Annotated in this window: 23 protein-coding genes and 2 pseudogenes; 19 read left to right on the top strand and 6 right to left on the bottom strand. The window is 66.5% G+C overall.

What is annotated here, in order from left to right; all coding sequences use genetic code 11:
- Positions 1–4 precede the first annotated feature (4 nt).
- The 6 genes from DW2_RS04345 (at position 5) to DW2_RS04320 (ending at position 4,658) form a co-directional block, all read left to right on the top strand.
- Positions 5–427 (top strand): VOC family protein, encoded by a 423-nt coding sequence (locus DW2_RS04345; RefSeq protein ID WP_038144093.1) that lies wholly within the window; start codon positions 5–7, stop codon positions 425–427.
- The gene (locus DW2_RS04340) at positions 424–1,212 is read left to right on the top strand and encodes an ABC transporter ATP-binding protein (RefSeq protein WP_038144092.1); all 789 of its coding nucleotides are present in this window, start codon (positions 424–426) and stop codon (positions 1,210–1,212) included. Before DW2_RS04345 ends, DW2_RS04340 begins: the two co-directional genes overlap by 4 nt.
- 108 nt (positions 1,213–1,320) lie before the next feature.
- Positions 1,321–2,178, top strand: a complete 858-nt coding sequence (locus DW2_RS04335; protein ID WP_420340828.1) for an ABC transporter permease — start codon at positions 1,321–1,323, stop codon at positions 2,176–2,178.
- Positions 2,175–3,023 carry an ABC transporter permease gene (locus DW2_RS04330; protein ID WP_038144088.1) on the top strand — a complete coding sequence of 283 codons (849 nt, stop codon included), beginning with the start codon at positions 2,175–2,177 and terminating at the stop codon, positions 3,021–3,023. Before DW2_RS04335 ends, DW2_RS04330 begins: the two co-directional genes overlap by 4 nt.
- A 68-nt stretch (positions 3,024–3,091) precedes the next feature.
- The gene (locus tag DW2_RS04325) at positions 3,092–4,078 is read left to right on the top strand and encodes an ABC transporter substrate-binding protein (protein WP_038144087.1); all 987 of its coding nucleotides are present in this window, start codon (positions 3,092–3,094) and stop codon (positions 4,076–4,078) included.
- A gap of 115 nt (positions 4,079–4,193) precedes the next feature.
- Positions 4,194–4,658: a hypothetical protein gene (locus DW2_RS04320; protein ID WP_038144084.1), complete on the top strand. Its 465-nt coding sequence runs from the start codon at positions 4,194–4,196 to the stop codon at positions 4,656–4,658.
- On the opposite strand, the gene DW2_RS04315 is transcribed toward DW2_RS04320, so the two are convergent.
- A complete protein-coding gene (locus DW2_RS04315) occupies positions 4,655–5,806 on the bottom strand; it encodes a mechanosensitive ion channel family protein (RefSeq protein ID WP_051855398.1) in 1,152 nt (383 codons plus the stop codon). The two genes, DW2_RS04320 and DW2_RS04315, sit on opposite strands and share 4 nt — an antisense overlap.
- A 165-nt stretch (positions 5,807–5,971) precedes the next feature.
- Between DW2_RS04315 and DW2_RS19665 the strand changes: the two genes are divergently transcribed.
- From DW2_RS19665 to DW2_RS04290, 6 genes are all read left to right on the top strand, one after another.
- Positions 5,972–6,139 carry a hypothetical protein gene (locus DW2_RS19665; RefSeq protein ID WP_156102881.1) on the top strand — a complete coding sequence of 56 codons (168 nt, stop codon included), beginning with the start codon at positions 5,972–5,974 and terminating at the stop codon, positions 6,137–6,139.
- A 75-nt stretch (positions 6,140–6,214) separates the two neighbouring features.
- Entirely contained in the window at positions 6,215–7,534 is a 1,320-nt protein-coding gene (locus DW2_RS04310; protein ID WP_038144082.1) for a helix-turn-helix transcriptional regulator, read from the top strand.
- 78 nt (positions 7,535–7,612) lie between these two features.
- Complete coding sequence (locus DW2_RS04305) at positions 7,613–8,008, top strand: response regulator transcription factor (RefSeq protein WP_038144080.1); 396 nt, start codon at positions 7,613–7,615, stop codon at positions 8,006–8,008.
- Entirely contained in the window at positions 8,008–8,316 is a 309-nt protein-coding gene (locus DW2_RS04300; RefSeq protein WP_038144078.1) for a hypothetical protein, read from the top strand. Before DW2_RS04305 ends, DW2_RS04300 begins: the two co-directional genes overlap by 1 nt.
- Before the next feature lies 1 nt (position 8,317).
- Positions 8,318–11,029, top strand: a complete 2,712-nt coding sequence (locus tag DW2_RS04295; RefSeq protein WP_038144076.1) for an ATP-binding protein — start codon at positions 8,318–8,320, stop codon at positions 11,027–11,029.
- 88 nt (positions 11,030–11,117) lie between these two features.
- Complete coding sequence (locus DW2_RS04290) at positions 11,118–12,350, top strand: FliM/FliN family flagellar motor switch protein (protein ID WP_051855394.1); 1,233 nt, start codon at positions 11,118–11,120, stop codon at positions 12,348–12,350.
- Positions 12,351–12,359: 9 nt separating this feature from the next.
- Here the strand turns inward: DW2_RS04290 and DW2_RS04285 are convergent, their stop codons facing one another.
- Both DW2_RS04285 and DW2_RS04280 read right to left on the bottom strand, forming a co-directional pair.
- Positions 12,360–12,863 carry a DUF6691 family protein gene (locus tag DW2_RS04285; RefSeq protein ID WP_238321261.1) on the bottom strand — a complete coding sequence of 168 codons (504 nt, stop codon included), beginning with the start codon at positions 12,861–12,863 and terminating at the stop codon, positions 12,360–12,362.
- Position 12,864: 1 nt separating this feature from the next.
- Positions 12,865–13,290 (bottom strand): YeeE/YedE family protein, encoded by a 426-nt coding sequence (locus tag DW2_RS04280; protein WP_038144074.1) that lies wholly within the window; start codon positions 13,288–13,290, stop codon positions 12,865–12,867.
- Between the two features lie 191 nt (positions 13,291–13,481).
- Between DW2_RS04280 and DW2_RS04275 the strand changes: the two genes are divergently transcribed.
- Positions 13,482–13,820: a TraR/DksA family transcriptional regulator gene (locus tag DW2_RS04275; RefSeq protein WP_038144451.1), complete on the top strand. Its 339-nt coding sequence runs from the start codon at positions 13,482–13,484 to the stop codon at positions 13,818–13,820.
- 130 nt (positions 13,821–13,950) lie between these two features.
- Complete coding sequence (locus DW2_RS04270; RefSeq protein WP_162178883.1) at positions 13,951–15,930, top strand: enoyl-CoA hydratase/isomerase family protein; 1,980 nt, start codon at positions 13,951–13,953, stop codon at positions 15,928–15,930.
- A 16-nt stretch (positions 15,931–15,946) separates the two neighbouring features.
- On the opposite strand, the gene DW2_RS04265 is transcribed toward DW2_RS04270, so the two are convergent.
- Positions 15,947–16,162 (bottom strand): hypothetical protein, encoded by a 216-nt coding sequence (locus tag DW2_RS04265; protein WP_038144071.1) that lies wholly within the window; start codon positions 16,160–16,162, stop codon positions 15,947–15,949.
- Between the two features lie 167 nt (positions 16,163–16,329).
- On the opposite strand from DW2_RS04265, the pseudogene DW2_RS19325 reads away from it, so the two are divergent.
- A pseudogene (locus DW2_RS19325) lies at positions 16,330–16,470 on the top strand (DUF2312 domain-containing protein); the annotation flags it as partial.
- A gap of 106 nt (positions 16,471–16,576) precedes the next feature.
- Positions 16,577–16,837 carry a DUF2312 domain-containing protein gene (locus tag DW2_RS04260; RefSeq protein WP_038144070.1) on the top strand — a complete coding sequence of 87 codons (261 nt, stop codon included), beginning with the start codon at positions 16,577–16,579 and terminating at the stop codon, positions 16,835–16,837.
- Positions 16,838–17,139: 302 nt separating this feature from the next.
- On the opposite strand, the gene DW2_RS20285 is transcribed toward DW2_RS04260, so the two are convergent.
- Both DW2_RS20285 and DW2_RS20280 read right to left on the bottom strand, forming a co-directional pair.
- Positions 17,140–17,322 (bottom strand): RNA 2'-phosphotransferase, encoded by a 183-nt coding sequence (locus DW2_RS20285; RefSeq protein WP_272944420.1) that lies wholly within the window; start codon positions 17,320–17,322, stop codon positions 17,140–17,142.
- 94 nt (positions 17,323–17,416) lie between these two features.
- Positions 17,417–17,671: pseudogene (locus DW2_RS20280) on the bottom strand (RNA 2'-phosphotransferase); the annotation flags it as partial.
- Between the two features lie 401 nt (positions 17,672–18,072).
- Here DW2_RS20280 and tnpA point away from each other — a divergent pair.
- The 3 genes from tnpA to tnpC form a co-directional block, all read left to right on the top strand.
- Complete coding sequence (gene tnpA, locus DW2_RS20275) at positions 18,073–18,486, top strand: IS66-like element accessory protein TnpA (protein WP_038144069.1); 414 nt, start codon at positions 18,073–18,075, stop codon at positions 18,484–18,486.
- Positions 18,486–18,836 (top strand): IS66 family insertion sequence element accessory protein TnpB, encoded by a 351-nt coding sequence (gene tnpB / locus DW2_RS04250; protein WP_081874848.1) that lies wholly within the window; start codon positions 18,486–18,488, stop codon positions 18,834–18,836. The genes tnpA and tnpB overlap by 1 nt, the downstream gene beginning before the upstream one ends.
- 54 nt (positions 18,837–18,890) lie before the next feature.
- Positions 18,891–20,009 (top strand): IS66 family transposase (gene tnpC / locus DW2_RS04245; RefSeq protein WP_051855391.1); only part of this gene is annotated, 1,119 nt, incomplete at its 3' end.

Raw genomic sequence — 20,009 nt, 5'->3', positions numbered from 1 at the left:
GGCGATGCCCGCCCCCCCGAGCGCCGGGGTTCTGGAAGCCGCCGTCTATGTCGAGGATCTCGACGCGACCGAGCGCTTCTATTCCGGGGTGCTCGGGCTGGAGCGGATCACCCGTGTCGAGGGGCGGCATGTCTTCTTTCGATGCGGCGAGAGCGTGATACTGGCCTTCATCGCCGCGGCGACGCGGCGGCCCCCGGCGCAGGATGCGGCCCTTCCGGTGCCGCCGCACGGGGCGGTCGGGCCGGGGCATGTCTGCCTTGCCGCGGATGGAAACGATCTGGATGAATGGGAAAGACACTTGAAGAACAGCGGTGTGGATATCGAAGCCGATTTCAAATGGCCCAACGGGGCGCGCTCGATCTATCTGCGCGATCCGGCCGGCAACAGCGTCGAGATCGCGGATCGAACCCTGTGGAGGCGCGGATGACCGAGAAACCGGTGATCGAGGCGAGCAATCTCTCGCTGACCTTCCAGACGGGTGACGGGCCGGTCCATGCGCTCAAGGATGTCGATCTCGAGATCGGCAAGGGCGAGTTCGTCAGCTTCATCGGCCCTTCGGGCTGCGGCAAGACGACCTTCCTGCGCTGCATCGCCGCGCTCGAGACGCCGACGGCGGGCAGGCTCACGGTGAACGGGATGAGCCCCGACGAGGCGCGCAAGGCGCGCTCCTACGGCTATGTGTTCCAGGCGGCGGGGCTCTACCCGTGGCGAACGATCGCGGGCAATGTGCGCCTGCCGCTCGAGATCATGGGCTATTCGAAGGAAGATCAGGCGGCGCGCGTCGAGAAGGTGCTCTCGCTCGTCGATCTCGAGGGATTCGGCAAGAAATTCCCCTGGCAGCTCTCGGGCGGCATGCAGCAGCGTGCGAGCATCGCCCGCGCGCTCGCCTTCGATGCCGAGATCCTGCTGATGGACGAACCCTTCGGCGCGCTCGACGAGATCGTGCGCGACAAGCTCAACGAGGAGCTGCTGAAGCTCTGGTCGGCGACGAACAAGACGATCGGCTTCGTCACCCATTCGATCCCCGAGGCGGTCTACCTGTCCACGAAGATCGTGGTGATGTCGCCGCGGCCGGGACGGATCCACGAGGTGATCGAGAGCACCCTGCCGAAGGGGCCGCGCCCGCTCGATATCCGCGACAGCGAGGAATTCCTGAAGATCGCGCATCAGGTGCGCGAGGGGCTGCGGGCGGGGCATGCCTATGATGAGTGATGTGCTGATCCCGGCCCGGGCAGGGGGGGCGTCCGCCCCCCTCTGGCTTCGCCATTCACCCCCCGAGGATATTTGCGGCATTTGGAAGGGGAGGGCTTTGCTGTGAAGATGGTGGCGCCTATCCTGGCGGTTCTGGCCGCGATCGTTCTGCTCTGGTACGGGGCGGCGGTCGGACTGAACGCGCAATGGACCTACGATCAGGCGGCGCGGGCCGGGGAGACGGTGACGTTTTCCGAGCTTGTCACCGACACGATGAACCAGAAGCGCCCGGTCCTGCCCGCGCCGCATCAGGTGGCGCAGGGGCTGTGGCAGGGCGTCTTCGGGCAGAAATTCACCTCCAAGCGCAGCCTCATCTTTCATGGCTGGATCACGCTGTCCGCCACGCTGGCCGGGTTCGCGCTGGGCACGGGGCTGGGGATCGTGCTCGCGGTGGGGATCACCCATAGCCGGGCGATGGATCTGAGCGTCATGCCCTGGGCGATCGCGAGCCAGACGATCCCGATCCTGGCGATCGCGCCGATGGTGATCGTGGTGCTGGCGAGCCTCGGGATCACCGGTCTGCTGCCCAAGGCGATCATCGCGGCTTACCTGAGTTTCTTCCCCGTGCTGGTGAGCATGGTGAAAGGGTTGCGCGCCCCCGACAACATGCAGCTCGACCTGCTCAAGACCTACAATGCGAGCAAGGGCGAGACCTTCTGGAAGCTGCGGCTGCCCTCCTCGATGCCCTATCTCTTCGCCTCGCTGAAGGTCGGGGTCGCGGCTTCCCTGGTCGGCACCATCGTCGCCGAGCTGCCCGCCGGGGCCACGCGCGGTCTTGGTGCGCGGCTTCTCTCGGGGAGCTATTACGGGCAGACGGTGCAGATCTGGTCGGCGCTTTTCGCGGCCGCCGCGCTCGCGGCGCTTCTCGTGATCGTCGTGGGCGCGATCGAGCGGATCACGCTCAAGCGGATGGGGATGGTGCGATGAGCTGGCTTGTCTTCGCGATACTCTTCTGGCTCGCGGCCTGGGCCCTCAACACCTGGCTTGCGCGCGCGCACGGGTCGCAACGCTGGGCGCGGATGCTGATCCCCGCGCTGTTCGGGATCACGATCCTGATCTTGTGGGAAGGGCTGGTGCTGGGGCTGGGGATCAGCCCGGTCATCCTGCCCGCCCCGAGCCAGATCGCGGCGAGCTTCGCGGCCTCGACCGAGATCCTGCGCGAGGATTTCGTGCAGACGATCCTCAAGGGCGCGCTCTCGGGCTATCTCATGGGATGCGGGGCGGCCGTGGTGGTCGCGGTACTGATCGACCGCTCCCCCTTCCTGCAACGCGGACTGCTGCCGGTCGGCAATTTCGTGGCCGCCCTGCCGATCGTCGGGATCGCGCCGATCCTCGTGATGTGGTTCGGTTTCGACTGGCAGTCGAAGGCGGCGGTCGTCGTGGTGATGGTCTTCTTCCCGGTGCTGGTGAACATGGTGGCGGGGCTCGCCGCGACCGATGCGCTCCAGCGCGACCTGATGGCGACCTATTCGGCCAGTTACTGGCAGGGGCTCGTGAAGATGCGTCTGCCGGCGGCGATGCCGTTCCTCTTCAACGGGCTCAAGATCGCGACGACGCTGGCGCTGATCGGCGCGATCGTTGCCGAATTTTTCGGCAGCCCGACGCGGGGAATGGGCTTTCGCATCTCGACCGCCGTGGGGCAGCTTGATCTGCCGCTCGTGTGGTCGGAAATTACCGTTGCGGCATTGGCGGGCTCGGGCTTCTATGGGCTGGTGGCCCTGATCGAGAAGCTGGTGACCTTCTGGCACCCGTCGCAGCGGGCCCGTTCTTGAGGGCACGAGCCTGACAGACAACCAAAATCCCGGGCGAAAGATCCGGGGCCAACAGTGGAGAGAGTGAAATGAAGAAACTGATCGCGGGGGTGGTGGCCAGCCTCACCATGGCGGGCGCCGCCTGGGCCAACGAGGATGTCACGCTGCAGCTCAAATGGGTCACGCAGGCCCAGTTCGCGGGCTATTACGTGGCGCTCGACAAGGGCTATTACTCGGATGCCGGGCTCGATGTCACGATCAAGCCGGGCGGCCCCGATATCGCCCCCGAGCAGGTGATCGCGGGTGGCGGCGCGGATGTGATCGTCGACTGGATGCCGGCCGCTCTGGCTGCGCGCGAAAAGGGCCTGCAGCTGGTCAACATCGCCCAGCCCTTCAAGAAGTCGGGCATGATGCTGACCTGTCTCAAGGAAAGCGGCATCACCAGCCCGAAGGATTTCCCCGGCCATACGCTGGGCGTGTGGTTCTTCGGCAATGAATACCCGTTCCTGAGCTGGATGAACCATCTCGGGATCTCGACCGAGGGGGGCGACGATGGCGTCACGGTCCTCAAGCAGGGCTTCAACGTCGATCCGCTGCTGCAAAAGCAGGCGGCCTGTATCTCGACCATGACCTATAACGAATACTGGCAGGTCATCGAGGCGGGCATCAAACCCGACCAGCTCGTCACCTTCAAATACGAGGACGAGGGCGTGGCGACGCTGGAGGACGGCCTCTATGCGATGGAGGACAAGCTCAAGGATCCGGCCTTCGTCGACAAGATGGCGAAATTCGTGAAAGCCTCGATGGAAGGGTGGAAATACGCCGAGGAACATCCCGACGAGGCCGCGCAGATCGTGCTCGACTATGATGAGACCGGCGCGCAGACGCTCGAGCATCAGCAGCGCATGATGGAAGAGGTCGCGAAGCTGACCGCGGGCTCGGATGGCGCGCTCGATCCGGCCGATTACGAGCGCACCGTCGACGTTCTGATGTCGGGCGGCTCGGATCCGGTCATCACCAAGAAACCCGAAGGCGCCTGGACCCATGCGGTCACCGACAAGGCCGGCCTGAAGTAAACCTTTGCCGAATTCAGAGTCTGCGCCCCCCGGTCCCTGGATCGGGGGGCGTTTTTCCTGAAGGGTTTGTTAACCGGAATCGGGTTCTCTGAGCGGATCGGCAAAGGAGAATGCGATGGTCGATGTCCGGCATCATCCGAACAAGGCTGCGCGACCCGGGGGCGGCGCGGGGGAGGATCCATCCTTGCCGATGCGGGCCTATCTCGCGTTTGCGGTCGGCGCCGTGATGCTCGTCGGACTGTTCTGGCTCACCTGGCGCAGCCAGTTCGCGGCTCCGCCCGGCTATCTCTTCGATACGCCCAGTCAGCCGGTCGAAGCGGCCTATTGCCTCGCGGTGGCGCGCGGTGTCGCGCCGGGCGCGACGGGAGGCGGCTATCTGGGCGAGGCGCATGATTTCTGGCTCCAGCGCGTGCGCGATTTCGGCGGCGACCTCGCGGGTACGTTGACGCTCGGAGAGAAGCTTCTGGGCGATCATCTGGGCACGCAACGCGGCGCGGTGCGGCTTTGGCTGATCGAGGCGATGGATGCCTGCTCGAATCGGGCGCTCAATTACGGCGCGCATTTCGCGGCATTCGACTAGCCGTCGCGTGGGGGCGGCGCTGTCGGGCCGGACGGATCGGGCGCGGCGAGCAGCGCAGCTTCGTCGGGGCTGATCTCGGCGCGGGTGCGCGGCAGGGCGTGGGGCATCTCTGCCTGAATCCAGGCGATCAGCTTTTCGCGCATCTCGCAACGCAGATCGAAGGTGCGCCCGCCATTGCGGGCGGAGACGAGCACCCGCACCTCCATCACCCGCTCGCGGAAATCGGTCACCTGGACGGCGAAGACCTTGCCATCCCACAGGCTCGAGGCCTCGGCAATCTCGCGGGCCCTGGCGCGGATCGCCTCGATATCGGCGGAATGGTCGAGATAGAGCATGACTGTGCCGATCAGGTCTGCGCTCTCACGGGTCCAGTTCTGGAACGGGCGCTCGATGAAATAGGAGAGCGGCACGACAAGACGCCGCCAGTCCCAGATCCGGATCACCACATAGGTCGAGGTGATCTCCTCGACATTGCCCCATTCCCCCTCGACGATCAGCGCGTCATCGATCCGGATCGGCTGGGTGATCGCGAGCTGGATCCCCGCGATGAGGTTCTTGAGAACCGGCTGGAATGCGAGACCCACCACGATCCCGGCCGCCCCGCCCGCGGCCAGAAGCGATAGCCCGTATTGCCGGACCTGAGGAAAGGTCATCAGCGCCGTCGCCACGGCGAGGATGACGATCAGCACCTTCGCCACCCGCATCAGGATCCGCGCCTGCGTCACATGTTTGCGCGCAAGCAGATTGTCCTCGGCATCGAGCTTGAAGCGGCGCAGGTGGATCGTCGTCCAGATGTAAAGCGCGGTATAGGCGATCCAGGCGAGGCAGAGGATGAGCGCGACGAGCAGCATATGCCCGATTGTCTCGGCGGTCTGCGCGCTTGTCGGCGCGAGCCCGTTCGCGAAGGCGATAGCGGCGATCAGGAGGATGAGCCGGGCAGGCCGCGCCCCCCGCCCCACGAGCGAGCGCCAGAACAGATCACGCTCGGCCACCGCCCGGGTCAGGGCGGTGAATACGAGCCTGAAGAGGACGAGCGCCATGAGCGCGGCGGTCAGATAAGCGCCGAGCGCCACTGCCCAGGCGGGCAGGACCTGTGTCGCTGCGCCGATCGCGCCCTCGAGATCGCTTTCGATCTGGCTGGGATCCATTCCGCCTCCCGGTTTCGCCGCGGTGCCGCAAAGGATGATGGCACGGGCGGCGCCTCTGTCAAATCACGGGGGGCATTGATCGAAATCACGGAACCGGGCCGAAGCCTGCCCTAAAGTCACCCTACAGGGAAATCACTCCCGCATTGATGGAATGGAGGGAACATCATGAAACACCATCAGGGATCGCGCGTGCTCAAGTTGATTGCGGCGCTCGCGCTGCTCGGGCTTTCGGCCTGCACCCAGCTCGAACAGGATGTGGGCGAATGCGAGCCGGGCGTCGAAGGTATCTCGGGAATGGCGACCGTTGCGCCGCATGGCACCGGGACCTGCTGAGGCTGCCTTGTAAAGCGCTGTAAAAGGCTTTTGTCCTCCTGTACTTGGCGGTAAACTCCGCGCAGGAGGAACTCGATGGCCCGTCCCGCGCTTACCGGCACCCGCATTCGCGAACGGCGCACTGCGCTAGGCGTCAAGCAGGCCGATCTGGCCCGGGCGGCGGGGATTTCCGCCGCCTATCTCAATCTCATCGAACATAACCGGCGCCGGGTGAGCGATGCGCTGATCGAACGGATCGCGCAGGCCATGGGGGTCGACCCAGTCGCGCTGTCCGAGGGGGCGGAAGGGGCGCTGTTCGACGGGCTGCGCGAGGCGGCCGCCGCGGCGGAGGTCGAAGGCGCCGCACAGTTCCAGGCGCCCGATCTCGACCGGATCGAGGAATTCGTCGGACGCTTCCCGGCCTGGGCCGCGCTTCTCGCGAGTAGGCAGGCCCGGCTCGCGGCGCTTGAACGCGTGGTCGAGACCTATGCCGAGCGGATGGCGCAGGACCCGTTTCTGCTGACCTCGCTGCATGAAGTGCTCTCGGCGGTGACGAGCCTGCGCTCGACCGCTGCGATCCTCGTCGAGACCGAGGATATCGAGCCGGAATGGCGCACCCGCTTCCTCAACACGATCCAGGAGGAGAGCCTGCGCCTGTCCTCCACCGCCGAGGCCTTGGTCGGCTATCTCGATGAGATGGAGACCGCGGAAACGGGCCTCTCCTCGCCGCAAGAGCAGCTCGAGAGCTGGCTCGAGGCGCGGGCCTGGCATATTCCCGAAATCGAGGAGGAGGGCGCCGATCCCGCGGCGCTGATCGCGGCGGCGCCCGAACTTGCCTCTTCCGCCGCGCGCGAGCTGGCCCGGCAGCACCTGATCGAGCTTGCCGAGGAGGCGCAGCTGCTCCCGCTCGAGCCCTTTTCTGCGGCGCTTGCGGAGCTCGGGCCGGAGCCCGGTGCCCTTGCCGCGCGCTTCGGAGTCGGGCTCGGGACGGTGATGCGGCGGCTCGCGGCGCTGCCGCCCGGAACGGCGGGGCTCGGACAGCCGGGGCTGGTGATCTGCGACGGTTCGGGCACGCTCACCTTTCGCCGCGCCGCGCCCGGATTCGCCTTGCCGCGTTTTGCGGCGGCCTGTCCGCTCTGGCCGCTCTACGAGGCGCTTGCGCGGCCGATGCAGCCGATCCGGGCGCTGGTCGACATGGCGGGCCGCCTGCCGCAGCGCTTCCTGACCTACGCGATCTGCGAACCCCGCCCGACCGGCTTTGACGGGCCCGTCCTGATGCGCTCGACGATGCTGATCCTGCCCGCGCCGGGGGGCACATCGGCGGCGCCGGCCCGGGCGGTCGGTGCCTCGTGCCGGATCTGTCCGCGCGCCGAATGCCCGGGCAGACGCGAACCCGCGATCGTGAGCGTGGCCTGAGGCGGGGCGGTCTCGCGGCGGCTAGCATTTGACAGCGCGCGGCCTGCCCGCAATAGTTGAGCGAGGGGGAGAGAGGCGATGGCAAACAAACAGGTTTTGCTGATCGAGGACGAGCCGCATATCGCCGAGGCGATCCGGTTCATCCTCTCGCGCGCGGGCTGGGGCGTCTCGGTGCTCGGCGATGGCGCGCAGGCCTTGCAGCGGATCGCCGAGGAAGGGCCCGATGCCGTGATCCTCGATCTGATGCTGCCGGGACGCTCGGGCCTCGAGATCCTCGCCGATCTGCGCGCCGATGCCGCTCTGTCGGAATTGCCGGTTCTGATGCTCAGCGCGCGCGGGCAGGGGCGCGACCGCGAGGCCGCGGCACGGGCGGGCGCGACGGACTTCCTCGCCAAACCTTTCGCCAATGCCGATGTGCTGGCGCGGCTCGAGGCGATCACGGGCGGCGGGGCCGCCTATACGGAGACCGCCTGATGCCGCAAACGGGCCAGCCGCTCTTTCTCGCCCGCAGATCCTATCGCCGTCGCCGCCTGATGGACGCGGCGCGGCTGCTGCCGGTGCTGGGCCTGATCCTGATCCTGTTGCCGGGACTCTGGCACCCGGCCGATACGCCCGCGCCGGATACCGGGCGCGGCGGGCTTTATCTCTTTGCCGTCTGGATCGCGCTGATCGGTGCGGCGTTCCTGATCTCGCGCGGCCTTGCCCCGGTGCTCGACGCCGAGGAGATGCCCGAGGGCGGCCACCCGGCGGACGCATCGCACGCGCCCGACGTGGAGGGCTGAGATGCCCTTCGACATTCTCGTCGCGGTTTGCCTCGGCTACGTCATCATCCTCTTCACCGTCGCTTTCCTGGCCGAACGCCGCGCCGAGCGCCGACGGATGCATTTCCTGCGCTCGCCCGTGGTCTACACCCTGTCGCTCTCGATCTATTGCACCGCCTGGACCTTCTACGGCGCGGTTGGATATGCGGCGCGTTCGGGGCTCGAATTCCTGACGATCTATCTCGGGCCCACCCTCGTCTTCGTGGGCTGGTGGTGGATCCTGCGCAAGCTGGTGCGGATCGGCCGGACCCATCGGGTGACCTCGATCGCCGACCTGATCTCGAGCCGCTTCGGCAAGTCGAACACGCTGGGCGTGATCGTGACGCTGATGTCGGTGGCCGCCGCGACCCCCTATATCGCGCTGCAACTGCAATCGGTGACGCTCTCCTTCGGGGTCTTCGCCGCCGGCACGCCCGAGGGCTGGGCGCTCCCCGATCAGGGGGCGACCGCGCTGTGGATCGCGGGCGGGCTCGCGATCTTCACGATCCTCTTCGGCACCCGCAATCTCGATGCGAACGAGCGCCACCACGGCGTCGTCACCGCGATCGCGCTCGAGGCGGTGGTCAAGCTCGTGGCCCTCGTCGCGGTGGGCATCTTCGTGGTCTGGGGGCTGGGAGGCGGGCCGATCGACATGCTCGCCCGGATCGACGCCTCGAAGATCGCGGAATGGCATCTCGTACCGGGCCGTTTCGCCGGGCTCACCTTCGTCTCCGCCGCCGCGATCCTGACCTTGCCGCGAATGTTCCAGGTGCTCGTCGTGGAGAATGTCGAGGAACGTCACCTTGCGACGGCAAGCTGGGCCTTCCCGGCCTATCTGATGCTGATGAGCCTCTTCGTGGTGCCGATCGCGGTGATGGGGCTCGAACAGCTGCCCGCGGGCTCCAATCCCGATCTCTTCGTCCTCACCCTGCCGCTTCAGGCGGGTCAGGGGAACCTTGCGCTGCTGGCGTTTCTGGGCGGGTTCTCCTCGGCCACCTCGATGGTGATCGTGGCGGCGATCGCGCTGGCCACGATGGTGTCGAACCATATCGTCACCCCGCTCTGGCTCGCGCTGCGCCGGTCGGATGCGCGCGGCTCGGGGGATGTGCGCGGGCTGGTGCTCGCCTCGCGGCGGGTGTCGATCATCGCGGTCCTCGCGATGGGCTATCTCTATTACCGGCTCTCGGGCGGGTCGGAGGCGCTCGCCGCGATCGGCCTGATCGCCTTTGTCGGCGCGGCCCAGGTCCTGCCGGCGCTGCTTGGCGGGATCTACTGGCGCGGGGCGACCCATGTCGGGGCGACGGTCGGGCTGGTGACGGGCTTCGCGCTCTGGGCCTACACGCTTTTCCTGCCCTCGGTGGGCGAGGTCGGGGTGCTGCCGCAATCGGTGCTCGATTTCGGCCCGCTCGGCCTGTCCTGGCTGCGGCCGAACGCGCTGTTCGGGATCGAGGGGATCGACCCGCTGCTGCATGCGCTGTTCTGGTCGCTGCTGTTCAATACGCTGGGCTTCCTCGTCTTCTCGATGCTGTCCTTCCCCGGCCCGATGGAACGGCTTCAGGGGGTCGCCTTCGTCAATGTCTATGACCAGAGCCCGGCGGCGCGCTCCTGGGTGCGCGGGGGCGCCGAGGCCGAGGATCTGCTCTCGATGGCGCAGCGCATCCTCGGTGCCGAACCGGCCCAGCATTTCTTCCAGGCGCAGGCGGCGGCGCAGGGCAAGGCGGGGTTCCTGCCCGACACCACGCCCGATTTCCTCGCCCGGCTCGAGCGCAAGCTGGCGGGATCGGTCGGGGCGGCGACGGCGCATGCGATGATCTCGCAGCTCACCGGCGGCAGCTCGGTCTCGATGCAGGACCTGATCGCCGTGGCGGGGGAAACCGCGGAGGCGAAGGAATATTCGGCCCGGCTCGAGGCGAAATCCGAGGAGCTCGCCCGGACCGCCCGCGCCTTGCGCGAGGCCAATGACAAGCTGCGCGAGCTCTCGGTCCAGAAGGATGCCTTCCTCAGCCAGATCAGTCACGAACTGCGCACGCCGATGACCTCGATCCGCGCCTTTTCCGAGATCCTGATGGAGCCGGACCTGCCCGACGCCATGCGCGCGCAATATGCCGAGATCATCCATGAGGAGGCGCGCCGCCTCACCCGCCTGCTGGACGATTTGCTGGATCTCTCGGTGCTCGAGAACCGACAGGCGCAACTCAATATCTCGGTCGCGAACCTGCATGACCTGATCGGCCGGGCTGTGCAGGCCGCCTCCTCGACGCGGCCCGAGCGCAAGTTCCGCATCGAGCGCGATTTCCCGACCGAGCACATGCCGATCTTCACCGATACCGACCGGCTTGTGCAGGTCTTCATCAACCTCGTCTCGAATGCGCGCAAATATTGCGATGCCGAGAAACCCGTGCTGCGGATCGAGGTGAAGAAGCGCGGCAAGCGCGTTCAGGTCGATTTCATCGACAACGGATCGGGCATCCCGAAACAGTCGCAGAAGCTGATCTTCGAGAAATTCGCCCGCCTCACCGATGAGAGCCGCGCGGGCAGCGCGGGGCTTGGTCTCGCGATCTGCCGCGAGATCATGGCCAATCTCGGCGGCACGATCGATTACCTGCCGGGCCAGGGGGGCGCCGCCTTCCGCGTCAGCCTGCCGCTGCGGCGCAAGGACCCGGCCGCACCCCCGCTCGAAGAGGCGCGGGCCTGAGCGGCCGGGCAAGCCTTTTCAATCATTTGTAAACCCCGATCTGCCAAGTCTGGGCCAGCAAGGTCCCGATCCGGGGCGGATGGAGGCAATGACTCAGGAGCGCGAGAATTCGGTGCTGCGCCGGAAGGCCGAGGCGGGCAGGGCCGTCCCGGAGACGCGTGCCATGACGCCTGAACGCGCGATCGGGCAGGCGCTCGCGCGCGTGGCGCAAGAGCAATTGGATCTCGATCTCAGGGTGGCCGAGCTCTCCGACCTGCGTCGCTCCCTCGCGGAACTCCCCGAGATGCTTCCCGATCTGTCGCTTCTTGCCGTGATCGAGGGGCCGCAGGAGGCGCTCGGTCTCGTCGCGCTCTCCCCCGAGGTTCTTTCCGTCCTGATCGAGATGCAGACGACTGGCCGCCTCGGGCGCGCGCCGCCCGCACCGCGCAAGCCGACCCGTATCGACGCCGCCATGGCGGTGGAGTTTGTCGACGGGCTGCTCGAAGCGGTGGAGGAGGCGCTGATCGAACAAGAGGCGATCGCCTGGGCCGGAGGCTTCCGTTTCGCCTCGCATCTCGACGATCCGCGTCCCCTCGGGCTCCTGCTCGAGGATGTCACCTATCGCGTCTGGCAGGCCACGCTCAGCTTCGGCGCGGGCGAGCGGGAGGGCACGTTTTTCTGGGCCGTCCCGCAGACCGGTCGCGGGGCCGGGCTCCGGCGCATGCCAGACGGGGCCTCGGCGCAAGCGGTCGGGGGCGCGGGGTCGGACGCCGATGCGCCGGGCTGGCAGGCCTCGCTCGAACGCGCGGTGATGGGTGCTCCCGCGCAACTCGAGGCGGTGCTTCACCGGGTGACCTTGCCGCTCTCGGCGGTGATGGAATTTTACCCGGGTCTCGATCTGCCGCTGCCCGCCGACGCACTCGACCGGCTCACGCTCGAGGCGCAGGGACGGCGCCGGCTTTCGGGGGCGCGGCTCGGCCAGAGGCGCGGCATGCGGGCCTTGCGCCTGACCGGGGAGGAGGAGGCACCGGATCTCGATGCGTCCGACGACCGCTTCGGTGGCGGCGGGTTTTCGGCCGGCGCCTCGCCTTTTCCGGAGGTGGAGCCGATGGAGCCTGCTCTGGGCGGGCTCGGGGACCCGATGAATCCGGCCTACGGGCTACCCGACGGGGATGCGGCGTTCGGGGGCACCGAAGAGGGAGAGGCACCACCGCTTCCCGGCCTGCCGGAGATGGGGGACGATGCCGAGGGCTTCGGCGCGATGCCGATGGGCGGGTTCGCCGAAACCGAGCCGGGCGATGCGCCGGATTTTCCACCGCTCAAGATCGGCTCGGGTCTTTGATCGGCGGGCTCAGCGTGCTGCTGGCGGTGGGGCGGGGCGGCGGGGCTCGCCCGGGATCGTCTCGCAGGGCGGCACTTCGAGCGTCGAGCGATCGAGCACCGACAGCCAGGCGCGCATCCGCGGCGTGATCGCCATTCCGACGCCCATCGCGATCGCGAACAGCCAGCCCTGCCAGCCGTTGAAGCTGAGCGACGCCATGGCCGGCCCCGGGCACAGCCCCGCAAGCCCCCAGCCCGCGCCGAAGAGCAGCGAGCCGAGCACGAGGTTGCGATCCACCAGGCGCGGGAACGGCCCCGGCATCGGCGAGCCCAGAACCGCCTTCTCGCGCCGTTTCGCGACGATCCAGACGAAGAACATCACGCTGACCGCGCCGCCCATCACGAAGGCAAGCGTCGGGTCCCACGCGCCGAAGACGTCGAGCCAGCCCTGCACCTTCGTCGTGTCCACCATCCCCGCCACGAGCAATCCCGCGCCGAAGAGTCCACCTGAGAAAAAGGCGATGAGATTTCGCATCTCAGATCACTCCCAGCAGGTGGCGGAAGACCACGAGCGAGAGCCCGCCCCCGAGAAGGTAGAACGCCGTGGCCACGATCCCGCGCAGCGACAGGCGCGACATGCCGCACACGCCATGACCCGACGTGCAGCCATTGGCGAGACGGGTGCCCAGACCGACCATGAGCCCCGCCGCGATCAGCACCAGCGCCGAATTGCTCACATGCGTGTCCACCACCTTGTAGAGCGGCACCAGCAGGGGCGGTACCGCGATGAGCCCGCCGATGAAGGCGACGCGCTCGGACACGGTGTCGCGCCCGGTCCCGTCGATCAGTCCGCCGATGATGCCGCTCGCGCCGAGAACGCGGCCGTTGATCAGCAGGTACACTCCGGCCGCCGCGCCGATCATCAGACCGCCGACGAGCCCCCAGATCCAATCCTGATGCATGAGCTCTCCCTCTGCTCGCATTGCAAGATGCGTGAGCGTCTCCCTCGCCCGCGCATTCTCGATGCTAGTGCCCGTTCCGGTTGTGGCGCAAGGATTTTGACCGACCCGGAGCGACGCCCTGCCGATTGACTTGTATCAAGGCGGGGAAAGCCCTTAAACCGCTTAAAGGGAGCGGAGAAAGGGAGATGCAGATGAAATCAGTCGAAACGCGCAAATCTGAGCTTGAGACCCGTCGGGCGCAACTGGTCGCACGGATGAAACAGGTCGATACCGAGCTCGACAGCCACGACGAAAAGGACTGGGACGACGCCGCGGTCGAGCAGGAGCAGGACGAGGTTCTCGAGGATCTCGGCGAAGCCGCTCAGGCCGAGTTGCGCAGCATCGAGGCGGCCTTCGCGCGGATCGAGGAGGGTGAATACGGTTTCTGCGTCACCTGTGGCGAGCGGATCGACGAGGCGCGGCTCGACCTGCTGCCGGCGACGCCGTTCTGCAGCACCCACGCCCCCGGGGCCAAGGTCCGTCAGCAATAGTCTGCTCCTGCGGCACTGAGCCACGCAATCCGTCCGCATCGGCGGGCGGATTTTCCTTTGTCTCCCGGCGCGTAACCCTTACACTGCTTGAAAAATGGCGGCACGGGGCAGCGGCCGGGGGCAGGAAGACATGGCGAGACGGGTGAGATTGCGGACCCAGGACGGGCTGGCCTGGATCACGTTATGCGCTCATGACGAAAATGGCGTCCCGCTCGGTTTCACACCCGATCTTCGCAGCGCGATCGCCGAGGTGCTCGACCTCGTGGAAGGCGACCGGCATCTGCGCGGCGTGATCGTGCAGGGGGACGCGGATGGCTGGCCCGTGGCTTCCGACCCGATCGACGATTTCTCCACCGATTTCGACGCGCCCGATCTGGGCGCGCTGTGCTCCCGGCTCGCAGGGCTTGGCCGTCCCGTCCTCGCGCGCCTGTCCGGCGTGATCTCGGGTGGCGCGCTGGCCCTGTCGCAGGTGGCCGATCTGCGTATCGCCGAGGCCGGAACGGTGTTCGTGACCCACGCCTTCGCGCTCGGAGCCTTTCCGAGCGCCGGGACGCTCGTGCGGCTGGCACGTCGCGTGGGAGGGGCGCGGGCGATTTCCTTCGTGACGGGGGGCGGCCCCATCGAGGCCACGGCGGGGATTTCGCGCGGGCTGTGCGATCTGACGCTCACCCATCCCGACCCGGCGCAGATCAGCGCTGCGCTCAAGCTGCTGATCAGCGAGGGCGTGCCCCGCGCCGACGCGGCGCTCGACGATCCGGGGGGCTATCTCTCCGCGCTCGCGCCCTTGCGGGAAACCTTCGCCGAGACCCCCTTCGCCGAGGTCGGGCATCGCTTGCTCGAGGTTGTCGAAAGCGCGCTTCTGCTGCCGCTCGACGAGGCGCTTTCCTTCGAGCAGGTCGCTTTCGAGGAGCTGTCCGCGGAACCGCTCTCGCACGCCCTGCGCCACGCTGCGGCCTGCGAGGTCCTCGCGCAGCATCTGCCCGGCGAGTTGCGCCCGCTCGACCCGCCCGCACCGATGCGCATCGGGCTCTGGGAACAACCAGCATCGCTTGCCGCGGCATTCCTAGAGGCCGGACACCAGGTTGCGCTCGGGGCCAGCGATCTGGATTCGGTCGAGCCGATCTTCGCGAGCATCGCGGAGATTCAGGAGGAACGGGTACGGCAGGGCGCGCTCGAGGCGGACCGGCAGGAAATCGACTGGGCCCGGCTCGGTGTTGCGGTCGGGGCGGCAGGGTTTTCGGGATGCGACGCGCTCATCGTGCCCGGCGACGCGAATGAGGAATGGCCCGAGGCGGCCTTGCTGGCCGAGACGCGCGCCAACGCGCCCGCCCCGGCCTCGGTCCCGATCCTCATCCGCGCGGGAGGGATCTGCGAGATCGTCCCGGCCGCGGATCAGGACCGCGAGGCATTGCGCCGTCTGGCCGCTCTCCTGCGGCAGGGCGATGAGCGGGTCGTCCTCGGAGGCCCGGGCGCAGGCGGCATCGTCGAGCATCTGCGTCTCGCCTATATCGCGGCGGCCGAGCGTTCGGTGCTCGCGGGGGCCTCGGTCGCGCAGGTCGATATGGCGCTGCGCCGCGAGGGGTTCATCAAGGCGCCGCTGCGGCTTGCCGACGAGATCGGGATCGACAGGGTCATGGAGCAGTTCGCGCGACTCAAGCGGGCGCCGGGGCCTCTTCTGAGCCTGCTCGCGCTCGAGGGGAATTTCGGACGCAGGCACGGTCGGGGCTTCTACCACTGGTCGGGTGGCGAGGCGCGGCCCGTGCTCGAACAGGGCGAGGTGCTGACCGCGCTGCGGCGCGAGGCGGGCATCGTCCCGCGGCGGCTGTCCAATTCGCAGATCCGTGCCCGCGTCATGGCCGAGCTCGCCAATGAGGGCGCGTGGCTTCTGCAGCATTCGCGGATCCACCGCGCCTGCGATGTCGATTTCGCGGCACGCCATGCGCTCGGCCTGCCCGAGACGCTGGGAGGGCTGATGTTCGCGGCCGATCGGGAGGGGCTTTTGACGACCCGCAAGCTGCTGCGGACCCTGCGCGAGGAAGGGGCGCGCGAACCGGCGACCCTGTGGGATGTCCTGATCCGAAACGGCAATCGCTTCGCCGATCTGGGCTGACGTCCCGGGGCGAGGCTCAGCTCAGGAAGATCCCGACCACGACCATCATCAGCCCGATCACCGAAACGAAGAGCGCGCCCAGGTTGATCGCGACGATGCGTTGCAGCCGCGCGCGCAGCTCTGCATCCTCGAGCCCGGCGCGTTTCGCCTTGGCCACCGTGAAGATGCACCAGAAGATGCCCGCAAGCCCCGCGACCGATACCGCCGCGCCTGCCCAGATGAGAAATTCCATCGCTCTCTCCGTAACTGCGCGCCTGCCCTAGCCGAGCGGGACCGCCAAGGCAAGAAAAAGGGAGTGGGACTCACCGTATCAGCCGATCCGCAACGGCGGCCCTTGATGCGCGCGCGCCCGCGGGCTAGTCAGAGCGCCGACCCGAATTCCCAGAGCAGGAGAGGCCGATGCCCAACGATGCCGCCTACAATGTCGCCGCCGACGAGCTGCGTCAGTTCATCGAGCAGTTCGAAAGCCTCGAGGCCGAGAAGAAGGACATCACCGAGCAGCAGAAGGACATCATGTCCGAAGCGAAAGCGCGCGGCTACTTTTACCCTCAGAAAAATGTGATGTAAGCATTATATCAATATCTTAGATGTAATACATGTCGCGCGAAATTGTAATCGGCGACGGCAATAGCAGGCGGAGACAGACATGGAAGATGAAATCGAGACGTCGAACTACAAGGTAACCGCGGGCGAACTGCGACAGTTCGTAGAGCGCATCGAACGGCTGGAGGCTGATAAGAAAGACATCGCGGAACAGATCAAGGAAGTGTTCGCGGAAAGTAAGTCGCGCGGATACGATCAAAAGGCCCTTCGTGCGATTATTAGCCTCAGGAAGAAGGACAGTGATGAGATTGCTGAGCAAGAAGCCGTGCTGCAACTCTACAAGGAAGCGCTCGGCATGAGCTGAAGGCGTCATTCGGGCTTCGTATGAAGTAAGAAATCTCGTCAGCTGGAAGCACGTAGCCTGCCAGACTTTTCTCCTCTGGCAGGAGTGGCGGCGTAGCTAACAGCTTTTGCAGCCGGCGGGTGGGCTGGCGGCCACCAAGCACTTGGCCAGAGTTGTCGGCCTGAGCGATCGAGGCATCGAGGTTGTCGGCGCAAAGAGCGTCCGGAACACGAGGCGCTGTTGCCTCGTCAGAGCTGCCGACCTGATTTTCGTCTGATGTTCTGATTGCGGGGCACAAGGCACCCCCACGATCAATCCAGTGCTCACATCATACCAAACCCGAGGTAGCTCGCAGGCACTTCCTCTGTCAGCCAGACCCCGTTATCCGCCCGATAAAAAGCATATCCGTCTGCGTGCATACGCCCAGCGTCCACTCTTAGAACTGTCGGCTTTCCGTGCCGCTCGCCAACGCGCGACGCCGTTGCGGGATCTGGCGAAAGGTGCACCTGACGACGGCGGCCTGACACGAGCCCAGTCGCAAATTATGGCATCGAGATTTCGAGACGCGGTGCCGTGATAAAGAGTTTCCGGGGGCTCAAGAGCCGGCAAGCCAAGGTCTACATCGATGGAATGGCCCTGAGCGGCGCGGATCATGTCGCCTCTCAAAGTAAAGCGAGACTTATCGTTCGTCGCGACGATTTCTTCGAGCTGGCTCCTCGTCAGCGGCCTGCCAGCTTTCTTAATAGCGCGCAGCAACTCGTCGACGCGCACCCACCCCTGCTCTCCGAGCGACAGACCAATCTCATCTGGCGCGTGCCGCAACACGCGAGCGAGGAATTTGCTGTCGTTGCTCATCTGGCACTCTGCAAAGGATCAAGATGTCCGAAAGCTAACGCTCGTCGACGATCGGATAAAGCGGAACCGACTCACGGTTCCTTTCAACACATTGGAGCGAGTGACTCGGGAGCCCGATAATCTTCAATATGAAGGGCAAAAGTTGACTAGCTCGGTTGTTGCCGCGGTAGAGACGGGCGGATTCCGGACTTCCGCTACAAGCGCAAACTCCCGCTTACCAAAAAATGGGAGCAGACCTCCCACTTAACCTCGTCGACCCAACTGGCGCAACGCGTGCAGATGGAAAGAAACAATTCATCTACGACCACCATCTTTGCGTAAGCGGTGTCTGAGCGGCACGTTGTCTGCGTCGGCGCGGACTGCGAGGTGATACCCATCTCAAGATGGGAGTGCGTTTCGCAATGGATGCTCAGACTGCGTTTCTCAGATCGCTGGGAGTTGAGATCTTCGAGAGCGGGCACCGCCGGTGGCCGGAGAAGGTGAAGGCACAGGCTGTCGCGGAGACACTTGAGCCGGGCGCGACGGTCAACGCCGTGGCGGCGCGTTACGGGATGAAGCCGAACCAGTTGTCGGCGTGGCGATGCCTGGCCAAAGAGGGCAAGCTGGTCCTGCCCGCCGCCGAGATGTCGGATGAGCCGACTGCCTTCGCGCCGGTTGTCCTGTGCGAGCCGAAGCCCCCGCAGGCGCCGCAGCCCTCGAGGCAGTCGGACGACAGCCTGCGCCTCGTCTTCGGTGACGTGACGATCGCGCTTGCCGCCGACACCCCGGCGGTGCGGATTGCCGAGATCGTCCATGCGCTCGGGGCGTCCTCGTGATGATGCCGTCCCACACCGTCCGTATCCTCGTGGCGACCCAGCCGGTCGACTTCAGGAAAGGCCACGACGGTCTCGCCGCGCAGGTCGCATCGGTCCTAAAGGAGGATCCGTTCACTGGCACCGTGTTTTTGTTCCGGGCGAAGCGTGCAGACAGGCTGAAGATCCTCTTCTGGGACGGCACCGGGCTGGTGATGGCCTACAAGCGGCTCGAGGAGAGTTCCTTCACCTGGCCGGCGGTTCGGGACGGCGTGATGACTTTGAACCGGGCGCAGTTCGAAGCCCTGTTCGCCGGTCTCGACTGGCGCAAGGTGAAGGCGCTGGAGATCCGCCGCCCGGCTGCGGCAGAGTGAATCAGGCACGAGAAAAGGCGGGCCTTCGAGACGGCTTCGCGGTAGCCTCCGGCCATGCCATCCACCGCGATCATTGACCTCTCCGCAATCCCCGAGGCGCAGCGCGAAGCTGTCGCCGCGCTGCTGCGCGAGCATGAGGAGCTCAAAGGTGAGAGGGTCAGCCTCAAGGAGATCATCAAGCGCCTCGAGCATCTGGTCGCCGAACTCAACCAGGCAGTCCACGGCAAACGATCCGAGAAGCTCAGCGAAGATGACCGGCAGCTGGCGTTCGAGGATCTCGAGATTGCGGTCGCCGAAGCCGAGGAGAAGCAGGAGACGCAAGCGCCGTCCGAGAGCCGCCCCCGGCGTGCAGCCCGGCGCAATCGAGGCAACCTGCCCAAGGACCTGCCGCGCATCGAGCGCGTGATCGAGCCGGACAGCCTACAATGTCCTTGTGGCTGCGGGGAGATGCACAAGATCGGCGAGGACCGCACAGAGCGGCTGGACATCGTGCCCGCCCAGCTGCGCGTGCTCGTCACGGTTCGCCCCAAATACGCCTGCCGCGCCTGCACTGATGGCGTGACCCAGGCGAGCGCCCCGGCGCATCTCATCGACGGCGGCCTGCCGACCGAGGGCGCCATCGCGCATGTCCTGGTCAGCAAATACGCGGACCACTTGCCCTTGTATCGGCAGAGCCGGATCCTTGCCCGATCGGGCATCGAGATCCACCGCAGCACGCTGGCCGACTGGGTCGGCACCGCCGCCTTCCATCTCGGCCCGGTGGTCGACCGGCTGGCCGAGCACCTGAAGACATCGACGAAGCTGTTCATGGACGAGACCACCGCCCCGGTGCTGTATCCGGGGCGCGGCCGGACCAAGACGGGATATCTCTGGGCGCTCGCCCGTGACGACCGGTCATGGGGCGGAGATGATCCACCGGGCGTGGTCTTCTTCTACGCGCCCGGCCGCGCCGGGGAGAACGCGGAGAAGATTTTGCACGGCTTCGACGGCATCCTGCAGATCGATGGCTACCAGGGTTGCAACCGTTTGACGCGTCCCAACCGCAAGGATGGCGACCCGGTCCGCGTGGCGCATTGCTGGGCCCACGCGCGGCGCAAGCTGAAGGAGGTCTTCGACCGCGACGGCTCCGAGATCGCCGCCGAGGGGCTGCGCCGCATCGCCGAGTTCTACAAG

The sequence above is a fragment of the Thioclava atlantica genome (assembly GCF_000737065.1).
Classification (GTDB): domain Bacteria; phylum Pseudomonadota; class Alphaproteobacteria; order Rhodobacterales; family Rhodobacteraceae; genus Thioclava; species Thioclava atlantica.
This window is presented reverse-complemented; position numbering and strand designations above follow the sequence as displayed.

Coding starts and splice junctions, on each gene's coding strand:
- DW2_RS04345 (WP_038144093.1), top strand. CDS start 5: ATGCCCGCCCCCCCGAGCGCCGGGGTTCTGGAAGCCGCCGTCTATGTC.
- DW2_RS04340 (WP_038144092.1), top strand. CDS start 424: ATGACCGAGAAACCGGTGATCGAGGCGAGCAATCTCTCGCTGACCTTC.
- DW2_RS04335 (WP_420340828.1), top strand. CDS start 1,321: ATGGTGGCGCCTATCCTGGCGGTTCTGGCCGCGATCGTTCTGCTCTGG.
- DW2_RS04330 (WP_038144088.1), top strand. CDS start 2,175: ATGAGCTGGCTTGTCTTCGCGATACTCTTCTGGCTCGCGGCCTGGGCC.
- DW2_RS04325 (WP_038144087.1), top strand. CDS start 3,092: ATGAAGAAACTGATCGCGGGGGTGGTGGCCAGCCTCACCATGGCGGGC.
- DW2_RS04320 (WP_038144084.1), top strand. CDS start 4,194: ATGGTCGATGTCCGGCATCATCCGAACAAGGCTGCGCGACCCGGGGGC.
- DW2_RS04315 (WP_051855398.1), bottom strand. CDS start 5,806: ATGGATCCCAGCCAGATCGAAAGCGATCTCGAGGGCGCGATCGGCGCA.
- DW2_RS19665 (WP_156102881.1), top strand. CDS start 5,972: ATGAAACACCATCAGGGATCGCGCGTGCTCAAGTTGATTGCGGCGCTC.
- DW2_RS04310 (WP_038144082.1), top strand. CDS start 6,215: ATGGCCCGTCCCGCGCTTACCGGCACCCGCATTCGCGAACGGCGCACT.
- DW2_RS04305 (WP_038144080.1), top strand. CDS start 7,613: ATGGCAAACAAACAGGTTTTGCTGATCGAGGACGAGCCGCATATCGCC.
- DW2_RS04300 (WP_038144078.1), top strand. CDS start 8,008: ATGCCGCAAACGGGCCAGCCGCTCTTTCTCGCCCGCAGATCCTATCGC.
- DW2_RS04295 (WP_038144076.1), top strand. CDS start 8,318: ATGCCCTTCGACATTCTCGTCGCGGTTTGCCTCGGCTACGTCATCATC.
- DW2_RS04290 (WP_051855394.1), top strand. CDS start 11,118: ATGACTCAGGAGCGCGAGAATTCGGTGCTGCGCCGGAAGGCCGAGGCG.
- DW2_RS04285 (WP_238321261.1), bottom strand. CDS start 12,863: ATGCGAAATCTCATCGCCTTTTTCTCAGGTGGACTCTTCGGCGCGGGA.
- DW2_RS04280 (WP_038144074.1), bottom strand. CDS start 13,290: ATGCATCAGGATTGGATCTGGGGGCTCGTCGGCGGTCTGATGATCGGC.
- DW2_RS04275 (WP_038144451.1), top strand. CDS start 13,482: ATGAAATCAGTCGAAACGCGCAAATCTGAGCTTGAGACCCGTCGGGCG.
- DW2_RS04270 (WP_162178883.1), top strand. CDS start 13,951: ATGGCGAGACGGGTGAGATTGCGGACCCAGGACGGGCTGGCCTGGATC.
- DW2_RS04265 (WP_038144071.1), bottom strand. CDS start 16,162: ATGGAATTTCTCATCTGGGCAGGCGCGGCGGTATCGGTCGCGGGGCTT.
- DW2_RS04260 (WP_038144070.1), top strand. CDS start 16,577: ATGGAAGATGAAATCGAGACGTCGAACTACAAGGTAACCGCGGGCGAA.
- tnpA (WP_038144069.1), top strand. CDS start 18,073: ATGGATGCTCAGACTGCGTTTCTCAGATCGCTGGGAGTTGAGATCTTC.
- tnpB (WP_081874848.1), top strand. CDS start 18,486: ATGATGCCGTCCCACACCGTCCGTATCCTCGTGGCGACCCAGCCGGTC.